Here is an 18,876-nt window from a genome sequence, read left to right on the forward strand (position 1 = left end):
TCTACTGCTTGATAGGCAGCACGCTACCCCTAGCAACGTATGCAATCTGTGCCGCTTCCAGAGAACGAGTCACTGTGGCTCCAGCCCCGACGACCGCATCATCACCAATCACGATCCCCTGGATGATCGCAGCACCCGTCCCCACATGCACTCGGGCTCCAGTAAGCACTCCACCGGATAACACAGAACCCGGGGCAATATGGTTATCTACCCCGATCTGGCAGTCGTGATCCACGATGGCACCGGTATTGACGATAGTGTTCAGACCTATCCGGGTTCCCGCCTGAATAATGGCGCCCGCCATCACCTGAACCCCCTCGGCTAGCTCGGCGTAATCCGACACCATGGCACATGGTGAGATAACACGGGCAAACCGATAGCCCAGAGCTTGATAACGGGCAAACAGCTCGGCACGCAGCAGGTTGCCCGGCAGGGATCCAATACCATTGACCAGCACCACCTCATCCGGGCTATATGTCAAGATGCTCTCTTCATCGTGCCAGAAGGGAATATCTGCCAGTGCAGCCCGCACGACACCCGAAGCTGGTGCAACCAAGGCGATGGGGGAGCGCCCCTGACTACGCAGAATATCGACCAGCACAGAGGCATGCCCGCCCGCCCCCAGGACGATAACCGGTTTATTCACGGATAGGTTCACCTGCCTGATAGGCACGCTTCGCAGGTTGTCCCAGAAGCTGCCAGTAGGCATAGGGGCTCATGCCATCTCCGGGGCGTTTAATCGCTAGGTTCTCTGCACTGAGCGGAGTACCTGGCTCAATATCGCAGGCCGCAACCAAGCTCTTGCGAGCAATTTCCTTGTTTTTGATCTCGCTAGGACGCGGACCCTTGATACCATCACCCAATGCCAATTCAACATCGCGCACCCCACGAACCATGGCAGCCAGCTCACCAGGCTCAAGAGAAGCCTTGTGATCAGGCCCCTCCATGGTGCGATCCAGAGTGAAGTGCTTCTCGATAAGGCAGGCGCCACGGGCCACCGCAGCGACAGGGATGGTGATACCCTGGCTGTGATCCGAATAACCAACCGGTAACCGGAAGGCATGAGCCAGAGTATCCATGGCTTTGAGGTTGATATCGGCCATGGGCGCCGGATATTCGGTCGTGCAATGCAGCAGGGTCACCTTGCTGGCAAGGGCAGCCTGGCCAGCCTCGCTGGCATAGGCAGCCATGAAGGCAGCCTCCCCCGGTTGAGCATCAAGCGGTGCCGTCAAACCGAAGGCGATGACCCCCAGAGCCGCTTCCACTTCTGCCAATGTGGCCATGCCGGTCGAGACGATCAACTCGCAGCCAGTGCGGGCATGGGCCAGTACGAAGGGAGCATTGGTCAGTTCTCCGGACGGGATCTTCAGTGTTTGCAACTTCAACCGGTTCACCAGGAAGTCCAGACTCTCGGTATCGAAGGCGGTAGACAGAAACTCGATGCCGAGGGACTTGCAATGGGCGATCAGGCGAAGATGAGCATCGAACGAGAGCTCGAGGCGGGAGAGCATGGCAAGCTGGCTCTCTTCCTTACCTGTATTGGCAGCCTGATAGGCCGCTTGCTTGGCTTGCCGGGTGACCAAATTGGCTGCCTTAAAAGTCTGAAACTTGACCACATCAGCGCCCGCACGATGGGCAGCATCGATCAGTGCCAAGGCGAGTGTTTCATCACCATTATGGTTAACGCCAGCTTCGGCGATGATACGGATCATGGCGACGGGCTCCTGTCGAGATCGTAGAAGTGTTTAATAGCTTGATGGGTGAGCGCCTTTAGTTGAGCCACGATCTGGCTGCTGGCATCTCCGGCACCATACGGATTGATAAAGGCCTGTTTGTCCATCGGGCACAATGCGCAATTGACGGCTTGGGTTATAGCCTCACTCTTTGCATCACAGTGAAATACGCTCTGCGCGGCCAGCCGCCCCTGCTGTCGTTGCCCGATGTTGATCGTAGGAACCCCCAGCGAAGGCACTTCAATAATGCCACTCGAGGAGTTGCCGATCACGGCAGCACTGTGCTTAACCGCACTCAGATAGCGTTTGTACCCCAGCGAGGGAATGGCTAACACCCGCTTTGGATACGCTGCCGCATATTGCTCCAGCAGCGGGATAATTGCCCTGCCACCGTCGTCAGCATTGGGGTAAGTCAGTATCACTTGATGCTCGGGAAAGCGATCGAGTGCAGCCAGCAAGGCCATAAAACTCTCTTCTGCCGGCTCATCGGCGAGGGTGACCGGATGATAGGTCACCACAAAAAACGGCGAGGAGAGTTCAAACCCCAGCGATGCTTGCAGTTCACTCATCGAGTAGAGAGGGGTTTTGACGATATGATCCAGGCCAACGGCCCCCACATTGAATACCCGCTCCGGTGCTTCTCCCAACTGGATGACCCGCTGCCGATAAGGTTCCGCTGCGGTGAAATGCAGATAACTCAGCTTGGTGATGGCGTGCCTAATAGCATCGTCATAGGCCCCTTCGGTAATCTCACCGCCATGCAGATGTGCAACCGGAATACGCAGCAGCATTGCGGCTTGGGCGGCAGCCAGAGCTTCGAAGCGATCTCCCAGAATAACCAGCACATCGGGTTGCAGCCGGCTCAGTGCGTCGGCCAACCCCAGCAGAGCCACCCCCATACTCTTGACCACCCCGACCGATGAATCGGACGAGAGCAACATCTCGACACGCTCATCAATCTTGAAGCCATCTTGCTCAATCTGCTGGTAGGTCAAGCCAAATTCGGGCGAGAGGTGAGTGCCAGATACAATCAGCTTGAGCGTCAGATCAGGATCAGCCTCTATGTCTTTCATCAACCAATAGAGCAGCCCGTATTCCGCCCGGGTACCGGTAAAAACCGCGATGGTTTTAGCCATGCTCAAACCTCGGCTGGCGAACTGGGCAGATTAATAAGATGGGCCTCGAGCCATTCGGCATTACCCAGCTCTCCACGTAAGGCATGAGCGAACATGGGCAGCCGGTGCATCAGTTTCCAGACCGGACGTGTCATGACCCCTGCCTTGTTTAGCTCGGTCAACAGCGTATCCCGCTGGGTTTGATCTTCACAGACAATCGCATTGAGCCAGTAATTGGAACGTCCATAGGAAGGCTCGGTAACAAATTGGCACGGCTGATCTTGGAAGAACTCGGCATAGTGCATGGCCAGCGCCCGCTTTTGCTCGAGAAAACGGGACAATGTTTCCATCTGCCCACAACCCAGCGCTGCATTCAGGTTGGGCATACGATAGTTGAAGCCAGGTTCGTCGTGATAGAACTCAAACGGATGGGGCACCTTGGCCGTGGTGGTGATGTGCTTGGCACGAGCGCCTTGCTGGGCATCGCGACACAGCACCATGCCACCACCTCCGGTCGTGATGATCTTGTTACCATTGAAGCTCAGGGCCGCAAAATCACTGATGGTACCTGTGTGTTTGCCCTTGTAGAAAGAGCCGAGACTCTCGGCCGCATCCTCCACCAAGGCGATGTTCCACTCCCGGCAGACGGCCTGCAGCTCATCCAGCTCTACCGGGTGCCCGAAGGTGTGCATCGGTACAACGGCGCGCAGAGGACGGCCACTTGCCTTGTGCACACAACCGCTTTCGGTACGTTGGGCATTGGCAGCCAGCCAATCAGCCAGCGCGACAGGACACAGGCCCAGGCTCTGCCGGGAAACATCGACAAAGACGGGCTCAGCCCCCATATGATGCAGGGCGTTGCAGGTCGCAACAAAGGTCAACGGTTGAGTGATCACCAGATCACCCGCTTTAACGCCTGCCATATAGAGCGCAATATGCAGAGCTGCCGTTCCATTCATGGTTGCTACGGCGCGTCCAGCTCCGGTGAAATCGGCAATCTGTTGCTCAAACCGCTCTACATAAGCGCCGACACTGGATACAAACGTGCTGTCCAAAGTATCAAGAACATACTTGCGTTCATTGCCGGCAAAGGTAGGAGCATGCAATGGAATGAAATCATCGGTTTTATAGGTATCGCGGATGAAGCGAATTAATTGAGTATGCACACCGACTCCTTACATCTTGCTATCTAGGTATTTGCCAGTTTCTTTATGGCCAAAGTCAGGGATCATAGTGAAGAACAGCTCGACAATCTCTTTCTTTTCCCATTGGCGGGTATCTTTCATCAACTTAATGGTCTGTTCAAAGTGCTCAAGCAGATCATTTTGATAGGTAGGTTCATTTTTTATAACCCCCAAATTTTCAAAACGTGCCATATCCAAGACTTCATTCTCGGTGAAGAACTCTTCAAAGTCCTTCTCCCCAGTTGTGTCGCTTTCAGTGAAGAGGCATGGCCACATACCCTGCTCAGGTAAAGTGGCCATCATGGCCCTTGCTTCATCTTCATCCTGGCACAGGTAAGGTTTATAGCCCTGCTGTTCAAGATATTTTACCGCTATCTCGGCAAATGTAATGAGGTGGAGGGCCTCACTCAACTTCGGGAAAAAAATATCCCTGTTTTCACCAAAAATGCACGACATCAGGCATAGTTCACCCGATTCCTGAGGCGTCACGAAGTAACGCTTGATGTCGTTTGGTGCAACAATAGGCTGGCGTTTTTGTAGACGCTGATTAAAACCATGCAGCAATGAGCCGTCAGAGAATGCGACGTTGGCAAAACGGGCAGTAGAAATGGCAATCTGTTCACTGCGGCGCATCAGAAACATCTCCATGATACGCTTGGAAGCCCCCATCATATTCACCGGGTTAGCTGCCTTATCGGTCGATACACAGAAATACTTCTTGACCCCGGCGGCGATTGACTGGGCAATTGTCTTATCTGTATTAAATACATTGACATCAATCATCCGCATCAGTGTGAAGGGATCTTTCTCGCTGCGGACATGCTTTAGCGCCGATAGGTTCAGCACATAATCGTAGGCCCCGTCAGCCTTGATGAAGGCGTCATACTCAACAGAACCGATGTCCAATGCGAAAGTTTGAAAATCACCATCAATATAGCCAAATGAGCTGCGAATATCGCGCACCAGCTCAACCATATTGTTTTCGCTGATATCAACTACATGTAACTTGAGAGGTTTTCTTTTAAAAATTTCCTTGGTTACCGCCTGTCCAATGGAACCAGCCCCACCCAATACAAGAAAACGTGACTGGCTGACAATATCAGATAACTCTTTCTCATTCCTGCTTATATCATCAACAAACAGGTCTTTGTTTCTTCCGATAAGAGATAATATGTTGTTTTTCATCTTATATACCAATATGTGATTTTATCAGGTCGTCAATTACTATCTGTAATGTCACCCACACATTCAACCGTCGTCTTATATACCAGAGAGACAAAATCTTGTCGCGGCAACCATTTTAATTCCGACACGATTTTTTCTGTGTTGATCGAGTAACGGAGATCATGACCAGGGCGATCTGTTACATGGACTATTTGATTTTTATAGGATGTTTTTTTCGGAACAAGTTGATCAAGTTGATTGCAGATCATATTAACCAGCTCGAGATTCTTCACCTCATTACGACCACCAATATTGTAGGTTTCGCCGACCGTTCCTTTCTCCACGAGCCGGTAAAGCGCGGTGGCATGGTCTTCAACATAAAGCCAGTCCCGAATCTGGTTTCCCTTGCCATAAACAGGGATCGGTTTTCCTTCCAGTGCATTCTTGATCACCATCGGAATCAGCTTTTCCGGATGTTGATATGGCCCGTAATTGTTCGAGCAATGAGAGATCAATACCGGTATCCCATAAGTCCGGTGCCATGCTTTAACCAGATGATCGCTGGCCGCTTTAGATGCTGAGTAGGGGCTACTGGGGTTGTAGTTGCTCTCTTCGGTAAACTTGGGCAGTTCAGTTCCAGCAGGTGCATCATCAGGATGCGGTAAATCACCATAGACTTCATCGGTCGACACGTGCAGAAAACGAAAAGCACTCTGTTTCGTTTCATCAAGACTTGCCCAGTAAGTACGTACAGCTTCGAGCAAGGTATAAGTTCCAACAATGTTGGTCTGAATGAAACTGGCAGGTCCAGAGATAGAGCGATCGACGTGGCTTTCCGCCGCCAAGTGCATCACAGCATCCGGCTGATGCTGGTGCAACACGCGACTCATCTCAGCATGATCACAAATATCCACCTGCTCGAAGGCATAACGAGGGTCGCTAGCCGCCTCTTCCAACGCAGCAAGGTTTGCGGCATAGGTTAGCTTATCCACATTCACCACAGAGTCATCCGTCGTGCGGATAATGTGCCGAATGACGGCTGAGCCGATGAAGCCAGCACCACCAGTAACAAGAATCTTCATGCAGACACAGACCAAATTGAACAAATAAACAACAAAAAAGAACATAAAGACAAGGCTACCGCCCTTGGATTACAGCTTCCAACGTGCTGACGCTAACCTGATTGTCCGACTGGCTTTGCTTCATAGAAGCTCCTGATGAAACCAGTTCATTGTTCCCCGTGCTGTAAACAGCGATTTGACATGCGTCAAATGACCCACGCCCCCCGTCTTCCTTGGGACGACAGATTTTATACTGCTTGTGAAGGTAAGACTAATCCTATCATGGTGGTAAGGATTCAATTGCGTAGTTTCCGTACAGATTTGGGGCGTCTTTTACCGCCTTTTTTCTGTGAGCCACACCTGAATTTTTGACGGCCTGTCAATAACGTCGGACTCAAAAAGAGAGCGCCCCTCGGGGCGCCCTCTACTATTGGCCACTGAGACCTCATCGATAGTCGTCAAGTGGCACACAACTGCAGAAAAGATTGCGATCGCCATAAACATCGTCGATGCGATTCACGGTCGGCCAGAGTTTGGCGCTACGCACCGCCGGCGTCGGGAATACCGCCTCGGCCCGGGTATAGGCGCGGCGCCACTCCTCGTCCATCACGTCATCCTGGGTGTGCGGGGCATGCACCAGCGGATTGTCTTGCAATGACCAGCGCCCCTCCTCCACCTTGGCAATCTCGGCGCGGATGGCCGTCATCGCCTCGATGAAGCGATCCAGTTCGCGCTTGGACTCCGACTCGGTCGGCTCGACCATCAGGGTGCCCGCCACCGGGAAGCTCATGGTCGGCGCGTGGAAGCCGTAATCCATCAGCCGCTTGGCCACGTCCATCTCGCTGATGCCGGAGGCTTCCTTGAGCGGGCGGATATCCAAGATACACTCATGGGCCACCCGGCCGTTGCGCCCGCTGTAGAGCACGGGGAAGGCATCGCCAAGCTTCTTGGCCAAGTAATTGGCGTTGAGGATAGCCACCTGGGTCGCTTTCTTGAGCCCCTCGTCCCCCAGCATGGCGATATACATCCAGCTAATGGGCAGGATGCTGGCCGAGCCAAACGGGGCGGCCGAGACGGCGCCGTTGTCGCGACTGGACTTGTCGGTCTTGATCACGCTGTGGCCAGCCACAAACGGCGCCAGGTGCTGCTTGACGCCGATCGGCCCCATGCCCGGGCCGCCACCGCCATGGGGAATGGCAAAGGTCTTGTGCAAGTTGAGGTGCGACACGTCAGCCCCGATGAAACCGGGCGCGGTGATCCCCACCTGGGCATTCATGTTGGCCCCGTCCAGATACACCTGGCCACCGTGCTGGTGCACGATGTCGCACACCTCCTTGATGGTCTCCTCATACACACCGTGGGTGGAGGGGTAGGTCACCATCAGGCAGGAGAGCCGCTCCCCTGCCTCGGCCGCCTTGGCACGCAGATCGTCGAGATCCACGTTACCCGCCTTGTCGCAGGCGGTGACGATCACCTTGAGGCCGGCCATCTGGGCCGAGGCCGGGTTGGTACCGTGGGCCGAAGCCGGGATGAGGCAGATGTCGCGGTGCCCCTCGCCTCTCGACTCGTGATACTTCTTGATGGCCAAAAGACCCGCGTATTCCCCCTGAGCGCCCGAGTTGGGCTGCATGCAGACCGCGTCATACCCGGTGACCTTCACCAGCCAGCTCTCCAGATCGGCCAGCAGCAGCTGGTAACCCTTGGCCTGCTCGAGCGGTGCAAACGGGTGTAGCTTGCCAAACTCGGGCCAGGTCACCGGGATCATCTCGGCGGTGGCGTTGAGCTTCATGGTGCAAGAGCCCAGGGAAATCATGGCGTAGTTGAGCGCCAGATCCTTGGCCTCAAGGCGGTGGATGTAGCGCAGCATCTCGGTTTCCGAGTGATAGCGGTTGAATACCTCGTGGGTCAGCACGCTATCGCTGCGCCGCAGCTCCTGCGCGATGGCGTGATGCCCCTGGGCCGCCTGATCGAGCGCCGCCACCTCCAGACCATGGCCGGCCCCCAGGAACAGCTCAAACAGCTCGGCCACGTCAGCGCGGGTCGTGGTTTCCGACAGGGAGACCCCGACCGCCCCGTCGAGATCGCGGCGCAGGTTGATGCCAAGCGACTCGGCGCGCGCCAGCAGGGCCGCCTTGTCGGTGGTGCGGATGGTCAGGGTATCGAACCAGCTGTCGTGCGCCAGGCTGATCCCCTTGCTTTGCAGGCCAAGCGCCAGGATGGTGGTCAGGCGGTGCACCCGCTCGGCGATGGTCTTGAGCCCGGCCGGGCCGTGATAGACGGCGTAGAAGCTCGCCATGTTGGCCAGCAGCACCTGGGTGGTGCAGATGTTGGAGTTGGCCTTCTCGCGGCGAATGTGCTGCTCGCGGGTCTGCATCGCCATGCGCAGGGCCACCTTGCCCCTGGCATCCTTAGAAACCCCGATGATGCGGCCCGGCATCGAGCGCTTATAGGCATCGCGGGTGGCAAAGAAGGCCGCGTGCGGGCCACCGTAGCCCATCGGCACGCCGAAGCGCTGGGCCGAGCCCAGCACCACGTCGGCCCCCAGCTCGCCGGGGGATTTGAGCAGCAACAGCGACAGGATGTCGGCACTGACGCAGGCCAGCCCGCTCTGGGCCTGGACAGCGGCGATGAGATCTCGCAGATCACGCACCTGACCCGTGGAGCCAGGGTACTGGAACAGAGCACCGAACACCGCTTCGGCGCAGGCCTGCTCGGCCGGGCCGACCACCACCTCGAAACCAAAGTGGCTGGCGCGCTCGCGCACCACGTCGATCACCTGCGGGTGCACGTCATCAGCCACAAAAAAGAGGGTGGACTTGGACTTGGCGGTGCGTTTGGCCAGCGCCATCGCCTCAGCGGCGGCGGTGGCCTCATCGAGCAGGGAGGCGCTCGCCAGATCCATGCCGGTCAAGTCCAGGGTCATCTGCTGGAAGTTGAGCAGCGCCTCGAGCCGCCCCTGGGCCAGCTCCGGCTGATAGGGGGTGTAGGCGGTGTACCAGCCGGGGTTCTCCAGCACGTTGCGCAGGATCACGTGGGGCACGTGGGTGTCGTGGTAACCCATGCCGATGTAGCTCTTGGCAATCCGGTTCTGGGCGGCATAGCCCCTGAGCTTGGCCAGGGCCTCGACCTCGGTCATGGGGGCGCCGATCCCCAGTGGGGCCGGGCGGCGGATGGCCGCCGGCACGGTCTGGGCGATGAGATCATCCAGGCTCTCGGCCCCCACCTCGGCCAGCAGGGCGCGCAGCTCCTCCTCGCCCGGGCCTATGTGGCGACGGATAAAGTCACTCTTTTGCTCGAGTTCAAACAGCGATTGGGTCATTTGCCTTCTCTTCCTTGTTATTGCCGCCGCCACTGCCACAGGCAGCGCGGTGTCACTCATGTTCGTGTTTTGCGTGGCAGGCCGGGTGCGGGATGGGCAGCACCGCAAGATATAAAAAGGCCCCGCACTGGCAGGGCCTCAAGGGTCATCACTCTTCGTCCACCACGTTCTGGTAGCCGTCAGCATCGAGCAGGTTGGCCAGCTCGCCGGCGTCGTCGAGCTTGATGCGGAACAACCAGCCGGCGCCGTAAGGGTCGGCATTGACCAGCTCGGGACTGCCCTCCAGCTCCTCGTTGATGGCGATGATTTCGCCGCTCACCGGGGAGTAGATGTCGGAGGCGGCCTTGACCGATTCGGCCACGGCGCAGTCATCACCGGCGCTCACCTGCTTGCCCAGCTCGGGCAGATCGACGAAGACCATGTCACCCAACAGCTCCTGGGCGTGTTCGGTAATGCCGACCACGGCCTCACCGTTGGCCTCGACGCGGATCCACTCGTGGGAGGTGGCATACTTCAATTCGCTCGGGATATGGCTCATTTTGCTGCTTCCTTCATTCTCTTGAATCAGATGATTTTCTGGCCGTTGCGCACAAAGGCCGGTTTAGTGACGGCAACGGTCACCCATTTCTTGCGAACTTCAACCTGGGCGCTCTTCCCGATATCGCGCGGAACGCGGGCCAGGGCGATGGAGAGCCCCAGGGTCGGCGAGAAGGTGCCGGAGGTGATCACCCCCTCGCGCAGCTCGCCGTTGGCACCGGTGAAGGTCACCGGCATGCCGGCGCGCAGCACCCCCTTCTCTTCCATCACCAGCCCCACCAGCTTGGGCTGATCGGCGGCGGCCTGCTGGGCCTCGAGCGCGGCGCGGCCGATGAAATCGCGTTCCTTCGGCTCCCAGGCGATGGTCCAGGCCATGTTGGCGGCAAGCGGCGAGACCAACTCGTCCATGTCCTGACCGTAGAGGTTCATCCCCGCCTCGAGGCGCAGGGTGTCGCGCGCCCCCAAACCGCACGGGGCGACCCCCGCATCCAGCAGAGCCTGCCACAGCTCACCCGCCTTGGCCTCGGGCAGCACGATTTCATAGCCCTCTTCACCGGTGTACCCTGTGGTGGCGATGAAGAGATCGCCCGCCTGCACGCCATAGAAGGGCTTCATGCCGACGATAGTGGCGCGCTGCATCGGGCTTAATAGGGTCGCCACCTTGAGCTTGGCCTCGGGCCCCTGCACCGCGATCATCGCCAGCTCCGGGCGCTCAGTGACGGTCACGGCGAAGTCGGCCGCGTGGCGGTTGATCCAGGCGAGATCCTTGTCGCGGGTGGCCGAGTTGACCACCAGGCGATAGAAGGTATCGGTCAGGTAATAGACGATGAGGTCATCGATGACCCCCCCCTCCGGGGTGAGCATGCCGCTGTAGAGGGCCTTGCCGGCGTCGGTCAGCTTGGCCACATCGTTAGCCAGCAGGTATTGCAGGAAGGCTTTGACCCGTTCGCCATGCAGATCGACGATGGTCATGTGGGAGACATCGAACATGCCGGCATGTTGGCGCACCGCATGGTGCTCCTCAATCTGGGAGCCGTAGTTGATGGGCATCTCCCAGCCGTGAAAGTCGACCATCTTGGCCCCGGCTTCCAGATGCTTGGGATGCAGAACGGTTTTCTGGGTCATCTCACTTTTCCTTGCGCTCCGCCCTGTGGGCGGGATGGGCCACTCCCCTGAGGCGGCATGCCGGAGGGGCCGGATCCTTGAATGGGGCGGATTATAGGCCAAGGCAGGATCCGGTAGAACCGAGCCATTCTCAAAAAAAACTAATCCATGGCCCTCGCGTCAGCTTGTTGCACGACGCTATCGATAGTGAGAAAACCAGATTTCACCGACCTTTTGCAACATGAAAAACCAGATTTCACTGCTTCGTCACATTTTATTTAAAAACGTTTGCGTCACTTGTAAAACAAAAGGCTGCCGGCTCGATGAGCCTGACAGCCTCCCCACATTAGTTTTTTTTGGTCTTTTCGCCTGTTTTATTAGATTTTTTCATCCCTGACCAGGGCGGGTAACTCCCCCTCCAGCCCCATCGCCGCCAGGATGAAGTGCGCCTTGAGCGGGGTCGCCCGGTCGGTGGCCAGCAACCCCACACCGCGGATCAGCTTCTTGAGCGGATGCTGACCGGCAAACAGACGCTTAAGCCCCTCCATCGCCGCCAGCATGCGGGCGGCCTCGGTCTTGCGCCAACGCTCGTAAGGGCGCAGGCTCTCGAGCCGGCCGATATCCCCCCCTCGCGCCAGCACGGCCAAGATCTGCTCGGCCAGCGCGGCGGCATCGAGCAGACCGAGGTTGACCCCCTGCCCCGCCAGCGGGTGAATGGTGTGGGCCGCATCCCCTATCAGCGCCACCCGCTCACGGGCAAAGTCGCGGGCGAAACGGGCGGTCAGCGCAATGGCGCTGCGCTCGCCCTGCACCTCGCACAACCCCAGCCGGCCGTCGAAGGCCGCCGTCAGGGCGCGGTTAAATTGCGCCGCGTCACAGGCCATCAGCCGCTCGGCACGGGCCGGCGGCAGTGACCAGACGATGGAGCAGGTGTGCTCGTCCCACAAGGGCAGGAAAGCGAGCGGCCCTTCGGGGGTGAAGATCTGACGCGCCACCGCCCCGTGCGGCTCCTGGCAACGCACCGTCGCCACCAGGGCGTGATGGCCGTAGTCCCAGCTGGTCAGGGGAATATCGGCCTGCCGGCGCAGCCAGGAGTGGGCGCCATCGGCCGCCACCACCAGCTTGCCACACAGAACCCGACCATCGTCGAGCAGCAGTACGGCGCCAGATGCCCCCACCTGTAGCGAGCTGGCCCGTGCCGGGGTGATCAGGGTGATGTTGTCCGCCCCCTCCAGCGCCTCAAGCAGGGCCAACTGGATCACCCGGTTCTCGACGATATGGCCGAGATCCGGGCGACGCAGCTCGGCGGCATCAAAATTGATGCGCCCGAAGCTGTCTTTCTCCCACACCTCCATCTGGCGATAGGCTTGCAGGCGACGCGCAGCGATCCCCTGCCAGGCGTGCAGCCGCTCCAGCAACCGCTGGCTGGCCAGACTTAAGGCACTGACCCGGTTATCGGCCAGCGGGCCAAACTCGGCCGAGGGGAGCTGCCCCTCTATGATGGCGATACGCAGCCCGCTCTCCTTGAGGGCGCCCGCCAGTGCCAGGCCGACCATGCCGCCGCCGTTGATGATGAGATCGAATGTCTGCATGGGGATTCCTTGTCTCGGAAGTCGTAAGTCAGAGGGAGCCAAACCCGAGGGTTTGCCGTGCCAGCGGCGCCTTGAGGGCCTGGCAGCGCCCCATCAGGGTCAAGATCAGGTTGCGCCCGGCCACCAGGGGGAGATCGTCATTGGAAAAGAGCTGGGCCAGCGAACTGGTGAGCCAGACGGTGCGCGCCTGATCGTCCCTACGCTGCTGCCAGTAACGGCACAGTACCGCATGGCTGCCGGGATCGTCCCCTGCCGCCAACGCCTCTGCCACGGTGCGCACCAGCACATCGATGTCACGCATACCGAGGTTGAAGCCCTGCCCTGCGATGGGGTGCAGCAGGTGAGCAGCATTCCCCAGTAAGACGGTACGCTGCGCCACCGGCCAGGAGACCTGGGTCATGATGAGCGGGTAGACATGGCGCACGCCGGTCTGCTCGATGCGTCCGAGGCGCCACCCAAAGGCGCGCTGCAAGGCGGCCAGAAACGCGCCATCCGGCAGGGCGGCCAAAGCGTCGGCCTGCGCCCGTGGCACGCTCCACACCAGGGAGGAGAGCCCCTCCTGCATCGGCAGCAGGGCCAGCGGGCCGCCGGCGGTGAAGCGCTCGAAAGCCCTGCCGCCGGGCGCCTCTGCCGTCTTGACCGTGGCAATCACCGCGCTCTGGCCAAAGTCGTGGCGCTCGGCGGGGATCTTCAGCGCCTCGCGCACGAAGGAGTGGCCGCCGTCGGCCGCCACCAGCAACCCCGCCGTCAGTGAACGCCCATCGCTCAGCGTCAGGTTGACGCGGGCCTCTTCCGGCTGCACCGCCTTCAGGCTCATCGGGCAATAGAGGGTGATGCCGGGGGCGCTGGCGAGCCGCGCCTGCAATGCCAGGCCGGCGCCGGAGAGCTCGATCACCTGGCCCAGTGCCGGCAGGTGATATTCGGCGGCACTCAGATGTGCCTGGCCGAGGTGGCCCGCGTCCGAGACATGGATGTGGGTGATGGGCTCGCACAAGGGGGCCAGGGAGGGCCAGATCCCGTGGCGCTCCAGCGCCTGTACCGAGCCGGCCGACAAGGCAATGGCGCGGGCATCGAAGGCGGGATGACGGGATGAATCGGGCGGCGTCGCCTCAATCAGGGCCACCGTAAGCGAGAGGCGCGACAGGGCGAGGGCGAGACAGGCGCCACTCATGCCGCCGCCGACGATGGCGATGTCGTAGTGATGGGCAGACATGCAAAGTACCACGCTGGCTGCTGTTGGAAACAATGAGGGGCATGCTAGCACGCCCCCTCTCCTCCCGGCCGAGAGCCGGGTGGCAAAAAATGCGCTCGGATCAGTGCAGCGTCGGCGCCTGACTCGGGGTTGCGGGGCGCTTGCCGCACTCCTCGAACGCCATCATGACGCCGAGCTTGACATGTTCATAGAGCACCAGGAAGGCCGCTTCGTTCTCTTCATCTTCCTGATCCAGCTCACCGGAGACCTGAGTAATGTTGGCGATATCGCGGATCATCTCCTGCAACTCTTCGGACGCCTTGCCCAGCTCCTGCTGGACCACGCCAAAACCGGCCAGGAAGGCTTGGGACCACTCCACCAGGGCATCGATGCGCTCATCGAGGGGCGCCTCGTCGGAGGGCAGCAGCAGCTCAACGCCCTTGGAAGCCATCAGACGAGCCACCACCTCTTCATAGAGTGCGGTCATCATCTGGCGCACCGGTGCCGGCAGGCCAAACCCGTCGTTGATGAGATCGTTGAGATGGGGCACCCAGGTCTTGCCGTCGAGCGAGCAGCCACCGCACACCAGGCCGCAGACCACAGCGTGGGCCTCGACCGCGCTGGCCATCAGATCGTGTTGCTCGAAAAGCGCCACCAGCGCCTCATAACTTACGCCATTTGCCTCTTTCATCTCGTATCGCTCAAAGTTGCAGCATTTGTGCCGAAGATCCTATCACCCGACCGGGGTCAGAGCCAGCAAGGCCTTGAAACTTCACACTCTGCGCTATATAGTCCCGCCCAGTTATCCAAGCGGACCGGGGTACCTGTACGGTACCTGCGCAGTCGAGGAAGGCATGAGTATTGAGGCCGTTGAAATCGTGATTCTGGGGCGCCCCTACAAGGTTTCCTGCCCCGCCGGACAACAGGATGCCTTACAAGCGGCCGCCGTCCAGCTCACCGAAAAGTTGTCCGATCTGCGCCAACGCTCGCGGGTTTCCAGCAACGAACAGCTGGCCATCATGGCGGCTCTCAACTTCTGCCATGAGCTTTGTCTTGAAAAAGAGAAGAACCATCAATACTCTGAGACCATGGACAAGCGGATCAAGATGCTGCAACAGACCATAGAGGCAGCCTTGGTTGAACATGGTCGCTACGGCGACAGTGGCGAAGAGAGCGAGTCGTCCAACGTTTAAATCCCTGGGGTGTTTGTCAGTCGGTTGATGTCCCCGAGCCGATATTAACACCTACAGGAATCCTGCAATCTGGTTATTTGTGCAAGCTCGGCCCGACCGAGAAGCCTGCGGCCAGGCCAGGATTCCGCCTTGGACCTACGGTTCAAGGGCCCAAACCGGCAACGGCACCTCCGGGGTACTCTACAGAAGGCCTGTCTTGATGACAGGCCTTCTTCTTTTTTGGTCAGCGCAAACGACCCCCACGGACAAAAAGACCCGCACAGTGCGGGTCTTTTTACCTCATCCGGCCTCAGGCCATCTGCTGATGGGGAGCATGGCCTCGCCGCAGCCAGACGAAGCTGGCCATCACCAGCAGCACCATCAGACTCATGATGACGCCGAGCGTCAGCTGGCCGTGCATGGGAAGAGCGGCCGCCAGCAGGGTCACCAGGCCCGCCCCCAGGTTTTGCATCCCCCCGAGAATCGCGCCAGCGGTGCCAGCCTGCCCCGGAAAGGGCTCAATCGCGCAGCTGGTCGCGGTCGGATAGAGGATGCCACTGCCGATGAAATAGAGTGTTGCCCCCGCAATCAAGGCGGCGGCACTGACATGACCGAGCAGACCGGGCACCAGGATAGTGCCGCTTCCCAGCGCCAGGAAGGCAATCCCGAGGCGCATCAGTGATCCTGCGCTCAGCCGGAAGCTGAGGCGGGCCGAGAGCCAGGCCCCGAACAGATAGCCGGGCAGCGGCAAGACAAACAGCACGCTGATGGTATGCGCATCGAGGTGCAGATCCTTACCCATGATGACCCCGGCTGCGGCCTCGAACGCCGCCAGTCCAGCGAAGGTGGCGATGAGGCACACCAGATTACCTTGGAACCGGGCATTGCCAAGCACATGGCGATAGGCCGTGCTCACTCGCTGGGGCTGACGCCGCTCGGGGGGCAGGGTTTCCGCAAACCAGAGCATGATGGCAGCCGTGGTCAGGGCGCCGAAGACAAACAAAAACCAGTAGCCGGCGCGCCAGTTAACTAGCTCGGTCAGCCAGCCACCGACCACCGGCGCCAACAGCGGTGAGAAGATCACCCCCATGCTCACCAGGCTGTTGGCCCGGTTGAGCTCGGCGCCGCTGTAGCGATCGCGCATCACGGTGCGGCTCATGGCGCCACTGGCTCCGGTGCCCGCCCCCTGGATGGCGCTGCCTACCAGCAGGGCCAGCAGCGTCGGTACCAACTGGATCGTCAGGGTACCGGCCAGAAACACCAGCATGCCGATGATGAGTACCGGGCGGCGACCGATGCGATCGGAGAGCGGCCCATAAATGAACTGGGAGAGGCCATAGGGGATCAGATAGCAGGCCATGACAGCCTGTAATGTGCCCGGTTGAACCAGAAATTCCTGTGCCATGTGTCCGATGGAGGGCACATAGAGGGTCTGGGTCATCTGACCCACCGCCACCATCAGAATGGTGATGAGGTAGAGAGCATAAAAACCGTTGCGTTGCATATTCGACCTGACAGACAAAAGCCAGCCACCCCGACGGTAGTGAGCGGGGAGCAGATCCACGATAAGAAGGAGCGATGCGGGCGGGGCCGCAAGGAACTTGCCATCCGGAAGCGCCCGGATGGCACTGGCTATGTTAGTGATTCAGGTCACAGATAACGAACGAATCTTTATCATCACCATTCCCTAGTTTTACTAATGAATGGATGAAATATCAGCAAAAACAGCGGGTCACGGCGTTACAGCGATATCGGTCGCGCTAGCGGGTGACCATCTTCTGCGCCGCACTCACCAGACTCGCGGCATCCTCCTTCTTGGGCGGAATCGTAATGCCGCGCTGACAGGCCGGACGCGCGGCCATGCGCGCCATCCAGGCTTGCAGATGCACTAACCCCTCAATGCTGATACCACTCCAGTCATGGATCCGCACCCAGGGCCAGGTGGCGATGTCGGCGATGCTGAACTCATCGGCCAGGTACTCGTGATGGGCCAGATGGCCGTCAAGCACCTCGAACAGGCGCCGCCCCTCCTTTTGGTAACGCTCGATGGCGGCCGGGATCTTCTCGGGAAAGTAGCGATAGAAGACGTTGGCCTGTCCCATCATGGGGCCCACCCCCCCCATCTGGAACATCAGCCACTGCAACGCCTGGGAGCAGCGCTTGGGATCCTGTGGCAGCAGTTTGCCGCTCTTCTCGGCCAGATAGATGAGGATGGCGCCGGATTCGAACACAGCGAAGTCATCGTTGTCCCTGTCGACGATGGCAGGAATGCGGCCATTGGGGTTGATGGCCAGAAACTCGGGCTTTTTTTGCTCAAGCGCCGAGAGATCGAGCGGGATGACGTTATAGGGCAGCCCCAGCTCTTCAAGAGCGATGCTCACTTTGAAGCCATTCGGGGTCGCAGCAGTATAGAGGTCAATCATGAAGACTCCTTGCTAAAGGGTTCGGTCGTGTCGGTCCGGCTGCCGGAAGCGGAGCATGGCGCCAGGCCCTTCCGGCAGAGGCTGATGATAAAGCCGCCACCCGCAGAGCCCGCCCCCCAAAAGGGTGGGCCAGCGAAGTAGGGCCAAGCCTTCACCTTTACTCAGCCTCTCGCCGATGACAAGTCCCCATCATGCCGGCACGCGCGATCACACCGACAATAATTGAGCACGCCACGAATTTCTCTTTGAGATCACCACCGCCTTCGGCTATTATTCTGCGTCCGCAAAATCCCCGTTCTTTAACATCCAGTGGTGAATCCATATGCATCCGATGCTGAATATCGCTGTGCGCGCTGCGCGCAACGCAGGTCAAGTTATTGTCAAATCGCTCTCCCAGCCCGATAACATCGAGGCCATCCAAAAGGGGAGCAACGATTTCGTGACCAACGTTGATCGCGAGGCCGAGGCAGCCATCATTCACACCATCAAAAAATCCTACCCCGAGCACAGCATCGTGGCCGAGGAGAGTGGTGAAATCGCCGGTACCAACCCGGACTATCAATGGATCATCGACCCACTGGATGGCACGACTAACTTCGTCAAAGGCATCCCCCACTACGCCATCTCCATCGCCCTGCGCGTGAAGGGCCGCACCGAGCAGGCCGTCGTCTACGATCCCATTCGTGATGAACTGTTCACCGCGACCCGTGGCTCCGGCGCCCAGCTCAACGGCTACCGTATCCGTACCGGTAAGGCAAAAGATCTGGCGGGCACTATCCTGGCCACCGGTTTTCCGTTCAAGCAAAAGCACCAGATCGAGCCCTATCTGAAGATGTTCCAGGCCCTGTTTGTCGAGTGCGCCGACATTCGCCGTGCCGGCTCTGCCGCTCTGGATCTCGCCTATGTAGCCGCCGGCCGTATCGATGGCTTCTGGGAGATGGGCCTCAAGCCCTGGGATACCGCAGCCGGTGAGCTGCTGGCCAAAGAGGCCGGCGCCATCGTGACCGACTTCGTGGGCGGCCATAACTACGAGCAGTCCGGCAACCTGGTGGTCGGTAACCCGCGCGTCGTGAAGCAGATGCTGGCCAAGATCCGTGAACACCTGCCGGAAAACCTGGCACGCTAAGTTCGTTTCGCCGATAAGAGCCTCCCGTTTGGGAGGCTTTTTTGTCTGTGCCGCGCGCGCTGGGCCGCCATTTGGGTGGCCATTTCCCTCCAAATTGCAAAAAAACATTTTGCATCAAAAACGCAACATTAATCAGCACAAAATTCCAAATAAG

The 18,876-nt window shown here is 59.1% G+C and carries 16 protein-coding genes and 1 other RNA gene; 3 read left to right on the forward strand and 14 right to left on the reverse strand.

From position 1 onward, the window contains the following. Nucleotide 1: 1 nt before the first annotated feature. The 12 genes from FE240_RS10075 to FE240_RS10130 all read right to left on the reverse strand — a co-directional run bounded on the left by FE240_RS10075 (nt 2) and on the right by FE240_RS10130 (nt 14,692). A complete protein-coding gene (locus tag FE240_RS10075) occupies nt 2-646 on the reverse strand; it encodes an acetyltransferase (RefSeq protein ID WP_193000667.1) in 645 nt (214 codons plus the stop codon). Beyond that, a complete protein-coding gene (gene neuB, locus FE240_RS10080; RefSeq protein ID WP_193000669.1) occupies nt 639-1,712 on the reverse strand; it encodes an N-acetylneuraminate synthase in 1,074 nt (357 codons plus the stop codon). Before neuB ends, FE240_RS10075 begins: the two co-directional genes overlap by 8 nt. Next, nucleotides 1,709-2,869, reverse strand: coding sequence for a UDP-N-acetylglucosamine 2-epimerase (neuC, locus tag FE240_RS10085; RefSeq protein WP_193000671.1), 1,161 nt, complete (start codon nt 2,867-2,869; stop codon nt 1,709-1,711). The genes neuB and neuC overlap by 4 nt, the downstream gene beginning before the upstream one ends. A gap of 2 nt (nt 2,870-2,871) precedes the next feature. After that, the gene (locus tag FE240_RS10090) at nt 2,872-4,014 is read right to left on the reverse strand and encodes a LegC family aminotransferase (RefSeq protein WP_193000673.1); all 1,143 of its coding nucleotides are present in this window, start codon (nt 4,012-4,014) and stop codon (nt 2,872-2,874) included. A gap of 9 nt (nt 4,015-4,023) precedes the next feature. Then, complete coding sequence (locus FE240_RS10095; protein ID WP_193000675.1) at nt 4,024-5,217, reverse strand: UDP-N-acetylglucosamine 4,6-dehydratase; 1,194 nt, start codon at nt 5,215-5,217, stop codon at nt 4,024-4,026. A 32-nt stretch (nt 5,218-5,249) separates the two neighbouring features. After that, entirely contained in the window at nt 5,250-6,278 is a 1,029-nt protein-coding gene (gene rfbB, locus FE240_RS10100; protein ID WP_193000677.1) for a dTDP-glucose 4,6-dehydratase, read from the reverse strand. Nucleotides 6,279-6,702: 424 nt separating this feature from the next. Next, the gene (gene gcvP, locus FE240_RS10105; RefSeq protein WP_193000679.1) at nt 6,703-9,576 is read right to left on the reverse strand and encodes an aminomethyl-transferring glycine dehydrogenase; all 2,874 of its coding nucleotides are present in this window, start codon (nt 9,574-9,576) and stop codon (nt 6,703-6,705) included. A gap of 148 nt (nt 9,577-9,724) precedes the next feature. Then, nucleotides 9,725-10,114 carry a glycine cleavage system protein GcvH gene (gene gcvH, locus FE240_RS10110; RefSeq protein ID WP_193000681.1) on the reverse strand — a complete coding sequence of 130 codons (390 nt, stop codon included), beginning with the start codon at nt 10,112-10,114 and terminating at the stop codon, nt 9,725-9,727. Nucleotides 10,115-10,140: 26 nt separating this feature from the next. Beyond that, nucleotides 10,141-11,238, reverse strand: a complete 1,098-nt coding sequence (gcvT, locus tag FE240_RS10115) for a glycine cleavage system aminomethyltransferase GcvT (RefSeq protein ID WP_193000683.1) — start codon at nt 11,236-11,238, stop codon at nt 10,141-10,143. Between the two features lie 356 nt (nt 11,239-11,594). Then, nucleotides 11,595-12,815: an FAD-dependent 2-octaprenylphenol hydroxylase gene (locus FE240_RS10120; protein WP_193004519.1), complete on the reverse strand. Its 1,221-nt coding sequence runs from the start codon at nt 12,813-12,815 to the stop codon at nt 11,595-11,597. Nucleotides 12,816-12,837: 22 nt separating this feature from the next. Next, nucleotides 12,838-14,022: a 2-octaprenyl-6-methoxyphenyl hydroxylase gene (ubiH, locus tag FE240_RS10125; RefSeq protein WP_193000685.1), complete on the reverse strand. Its 1,185-nt coding sequence runs from the start codon at nt 14,020-14,022 to the stop codon at nt 12,838-12,840. Nucleotides 14,023-14,122: 100 nt separating this feature from the next. Next, on the reverse strand, nt 14,123-14,692 hold the full coding sequence (locus FE240_RS10130; protein ID WP_042044755.1) for a UPF0149 family protein: 570 nt from the start codon (nt 14,690-14,692) through the stop codon (nt 14,123-14,125). A 163-nt stretch (nt 14,693-14,855) separates the two neighbouring features. Here FE240_RS10130 and zapA point away from each other — a divergent pair, with 163 nt between their 5' ends. Next, nucleotides 14,856-15,194 (forward strand): cell division protein ZapA, encoded by a 339-nt coding sequence (gene zapA, locus FE240_RS10135; RefSeq protein ID WP_042044754.1) that lies wholly within the window; start codon nt 14,856-14,858, stop codon nt 15,192-15,194. Continuing rightward, nucleotides 15,193-15,375, forward strand: a non-coding RNA gene (gene ssrS / locus FE240_RS10140) — 6S RNA. Before zapA ends, ssrS begins: the two co-directional genes overlap by 2 nt. Nucleotides 15,376-15,483: 108 nt before the next feature. Here ssrS and emrD read toward each other — a convergent pair. Beyond that, nucleotides 15,484-16,677, reverse strand: a complete 1,194-nt coding sequence (gene emrD, locus FE240_RS10145) for a multidrug efflux MFS transporter EmrD (protein WP_042044752.1) — start codon at nt 16,675-16,677, stop codon at nt 15,484-15,486. A gap of 256 nt (nt 16,678-16,933) precedes the next feature. Continuing rightward, nucleotides 16,934-17,596, reverse strand: coding sequence for a glutathione S-transferase family protein (locus FE240_RS10150; protein WP_193000687.1), 663 nt, complete (start codon nt 17,594-17,596; stop codon nt 16,934-16,936). Nucleotides 17,597-17,918: 322 nt separating this feature from the next. Between FE240_RS10150 and suhB the strand changes: the two genes are divergently transcribed. Further along, a complete protein-coding gene (gene suhB / locus FE240_RS10155; protein WP_042044748.1) occupies nt 17,919-18,722 on the forward strand; it encodes an inositol-1-monophosphatase in 804 nt (267 codons plus the stop codon). The last annotated feature ends 154 nt before the right edge of the window (nt 18,723-18,876 follow it).

Origin of the sequence: Aeromonas simiae, assembly GCF_014892695.1 — a bacterium.
Classification (GTDB): Bacteria; Pseudomonadota; Gammaproteobacteria; order Enterobacterales; family Aeromonadaceae; genus Aeromonas; species Aeromonas simiae.

What these genes read in the sequence shown, in the direction of transcription:
- gcvP (WP_193000679.1), bottom strand. Translation starts at nt 9,576, where the DNA reads ATGACCCAATCGCTGTTTGAACTCGAGCAAAAGAGTGACTTTATCCGT.
- ubiH (WP_193000685.1), bottom strand. Translation starts at nt 14,022, where the DNA reads ATGTCTGCCCATCACTACGACATCGCCATCGTCGGCGGCGGCATGAGT.
- neuB (WP_193000669.1), bottom strand. Translation starts at nt 1,712, where the DNA reads ATGATCCGTATCATCGCCGAAGCTGGCGTTAACCATAATGGTGATGAA.
- gcvT (WP_193000683.1), bottom strand. Translation starts at nt 11,238, where the DNA reads ATGACCCAGAAAACCGTTCTGCATCCCAAGCATCTGGAAGCCGGGGCC.
- neuC (WP_193000671.1), bottom strand. Translation starts at nt 2,869, where the DNA reads ATGGCTAAAACCATCGCGGTTTTTACCGGTACCCGGGCGGAATACGGG.
- FE240_RS10095 (WP_193000675.1), bottom strand. Translation starts at nt 5,217, where the DNA reads ATGAAAAACAACATATTATCTCTTATCGGAAGAAACAAAGACCTGTTT.
- rfbB (WP_193000677.1), bottom strand. Translation starts at nt 6,278, where the DNA reads ATGAAGATTCTTGTTACTGGTGGTGCTGGCTTCATCGGCTCAGCCGTC.
- zapA (WP_042044754.1), top strand. Translation starts at nt 14,856, where the DNA reads ATGAGTATTGAGGCCGTTGAAATCGTGATTCTGGGGCGCCCCTACAAG.
- emrD (WP_042044752.1), bottom strand. Translation starts at nt 16,677, where the DNA reads ATGCAACGCAACGGTTTTTATGCTCTCTACCTCATCACCATTCTGATG.
- gcvH (WP_193000681.1), bottom strand. Translation starts at nt 10,114, where the DNA reads ATGAGCCATATCCCGAGCGAATTGAAGTATGCCACCTCCCACGAGTGG.
- FE240_RS10150 (WP_193000687.1), bottom strand. Translation starts at nt 17,596, where the DNA reads ATGATTGACCTCTATACTGCTGCGACCCCGAATGGCTTCAAAGTGAGC.
- suhB (WP_042044748.1), top strand. Translation starts at nt 17,919, where the DNA reads ATGCATCCGATGCTGAATATCGCTGTGCGCGCTGCGCGCAACGCAGGT.
- FE240_RS10130 (WP_042044755.1), bottom strand. Translation starts at nt 14,692, where the DNA reads ATGAAAGAGGCAAATGGCGTAAGTTATGAGGCGCTGGTGGCGCTTTTC.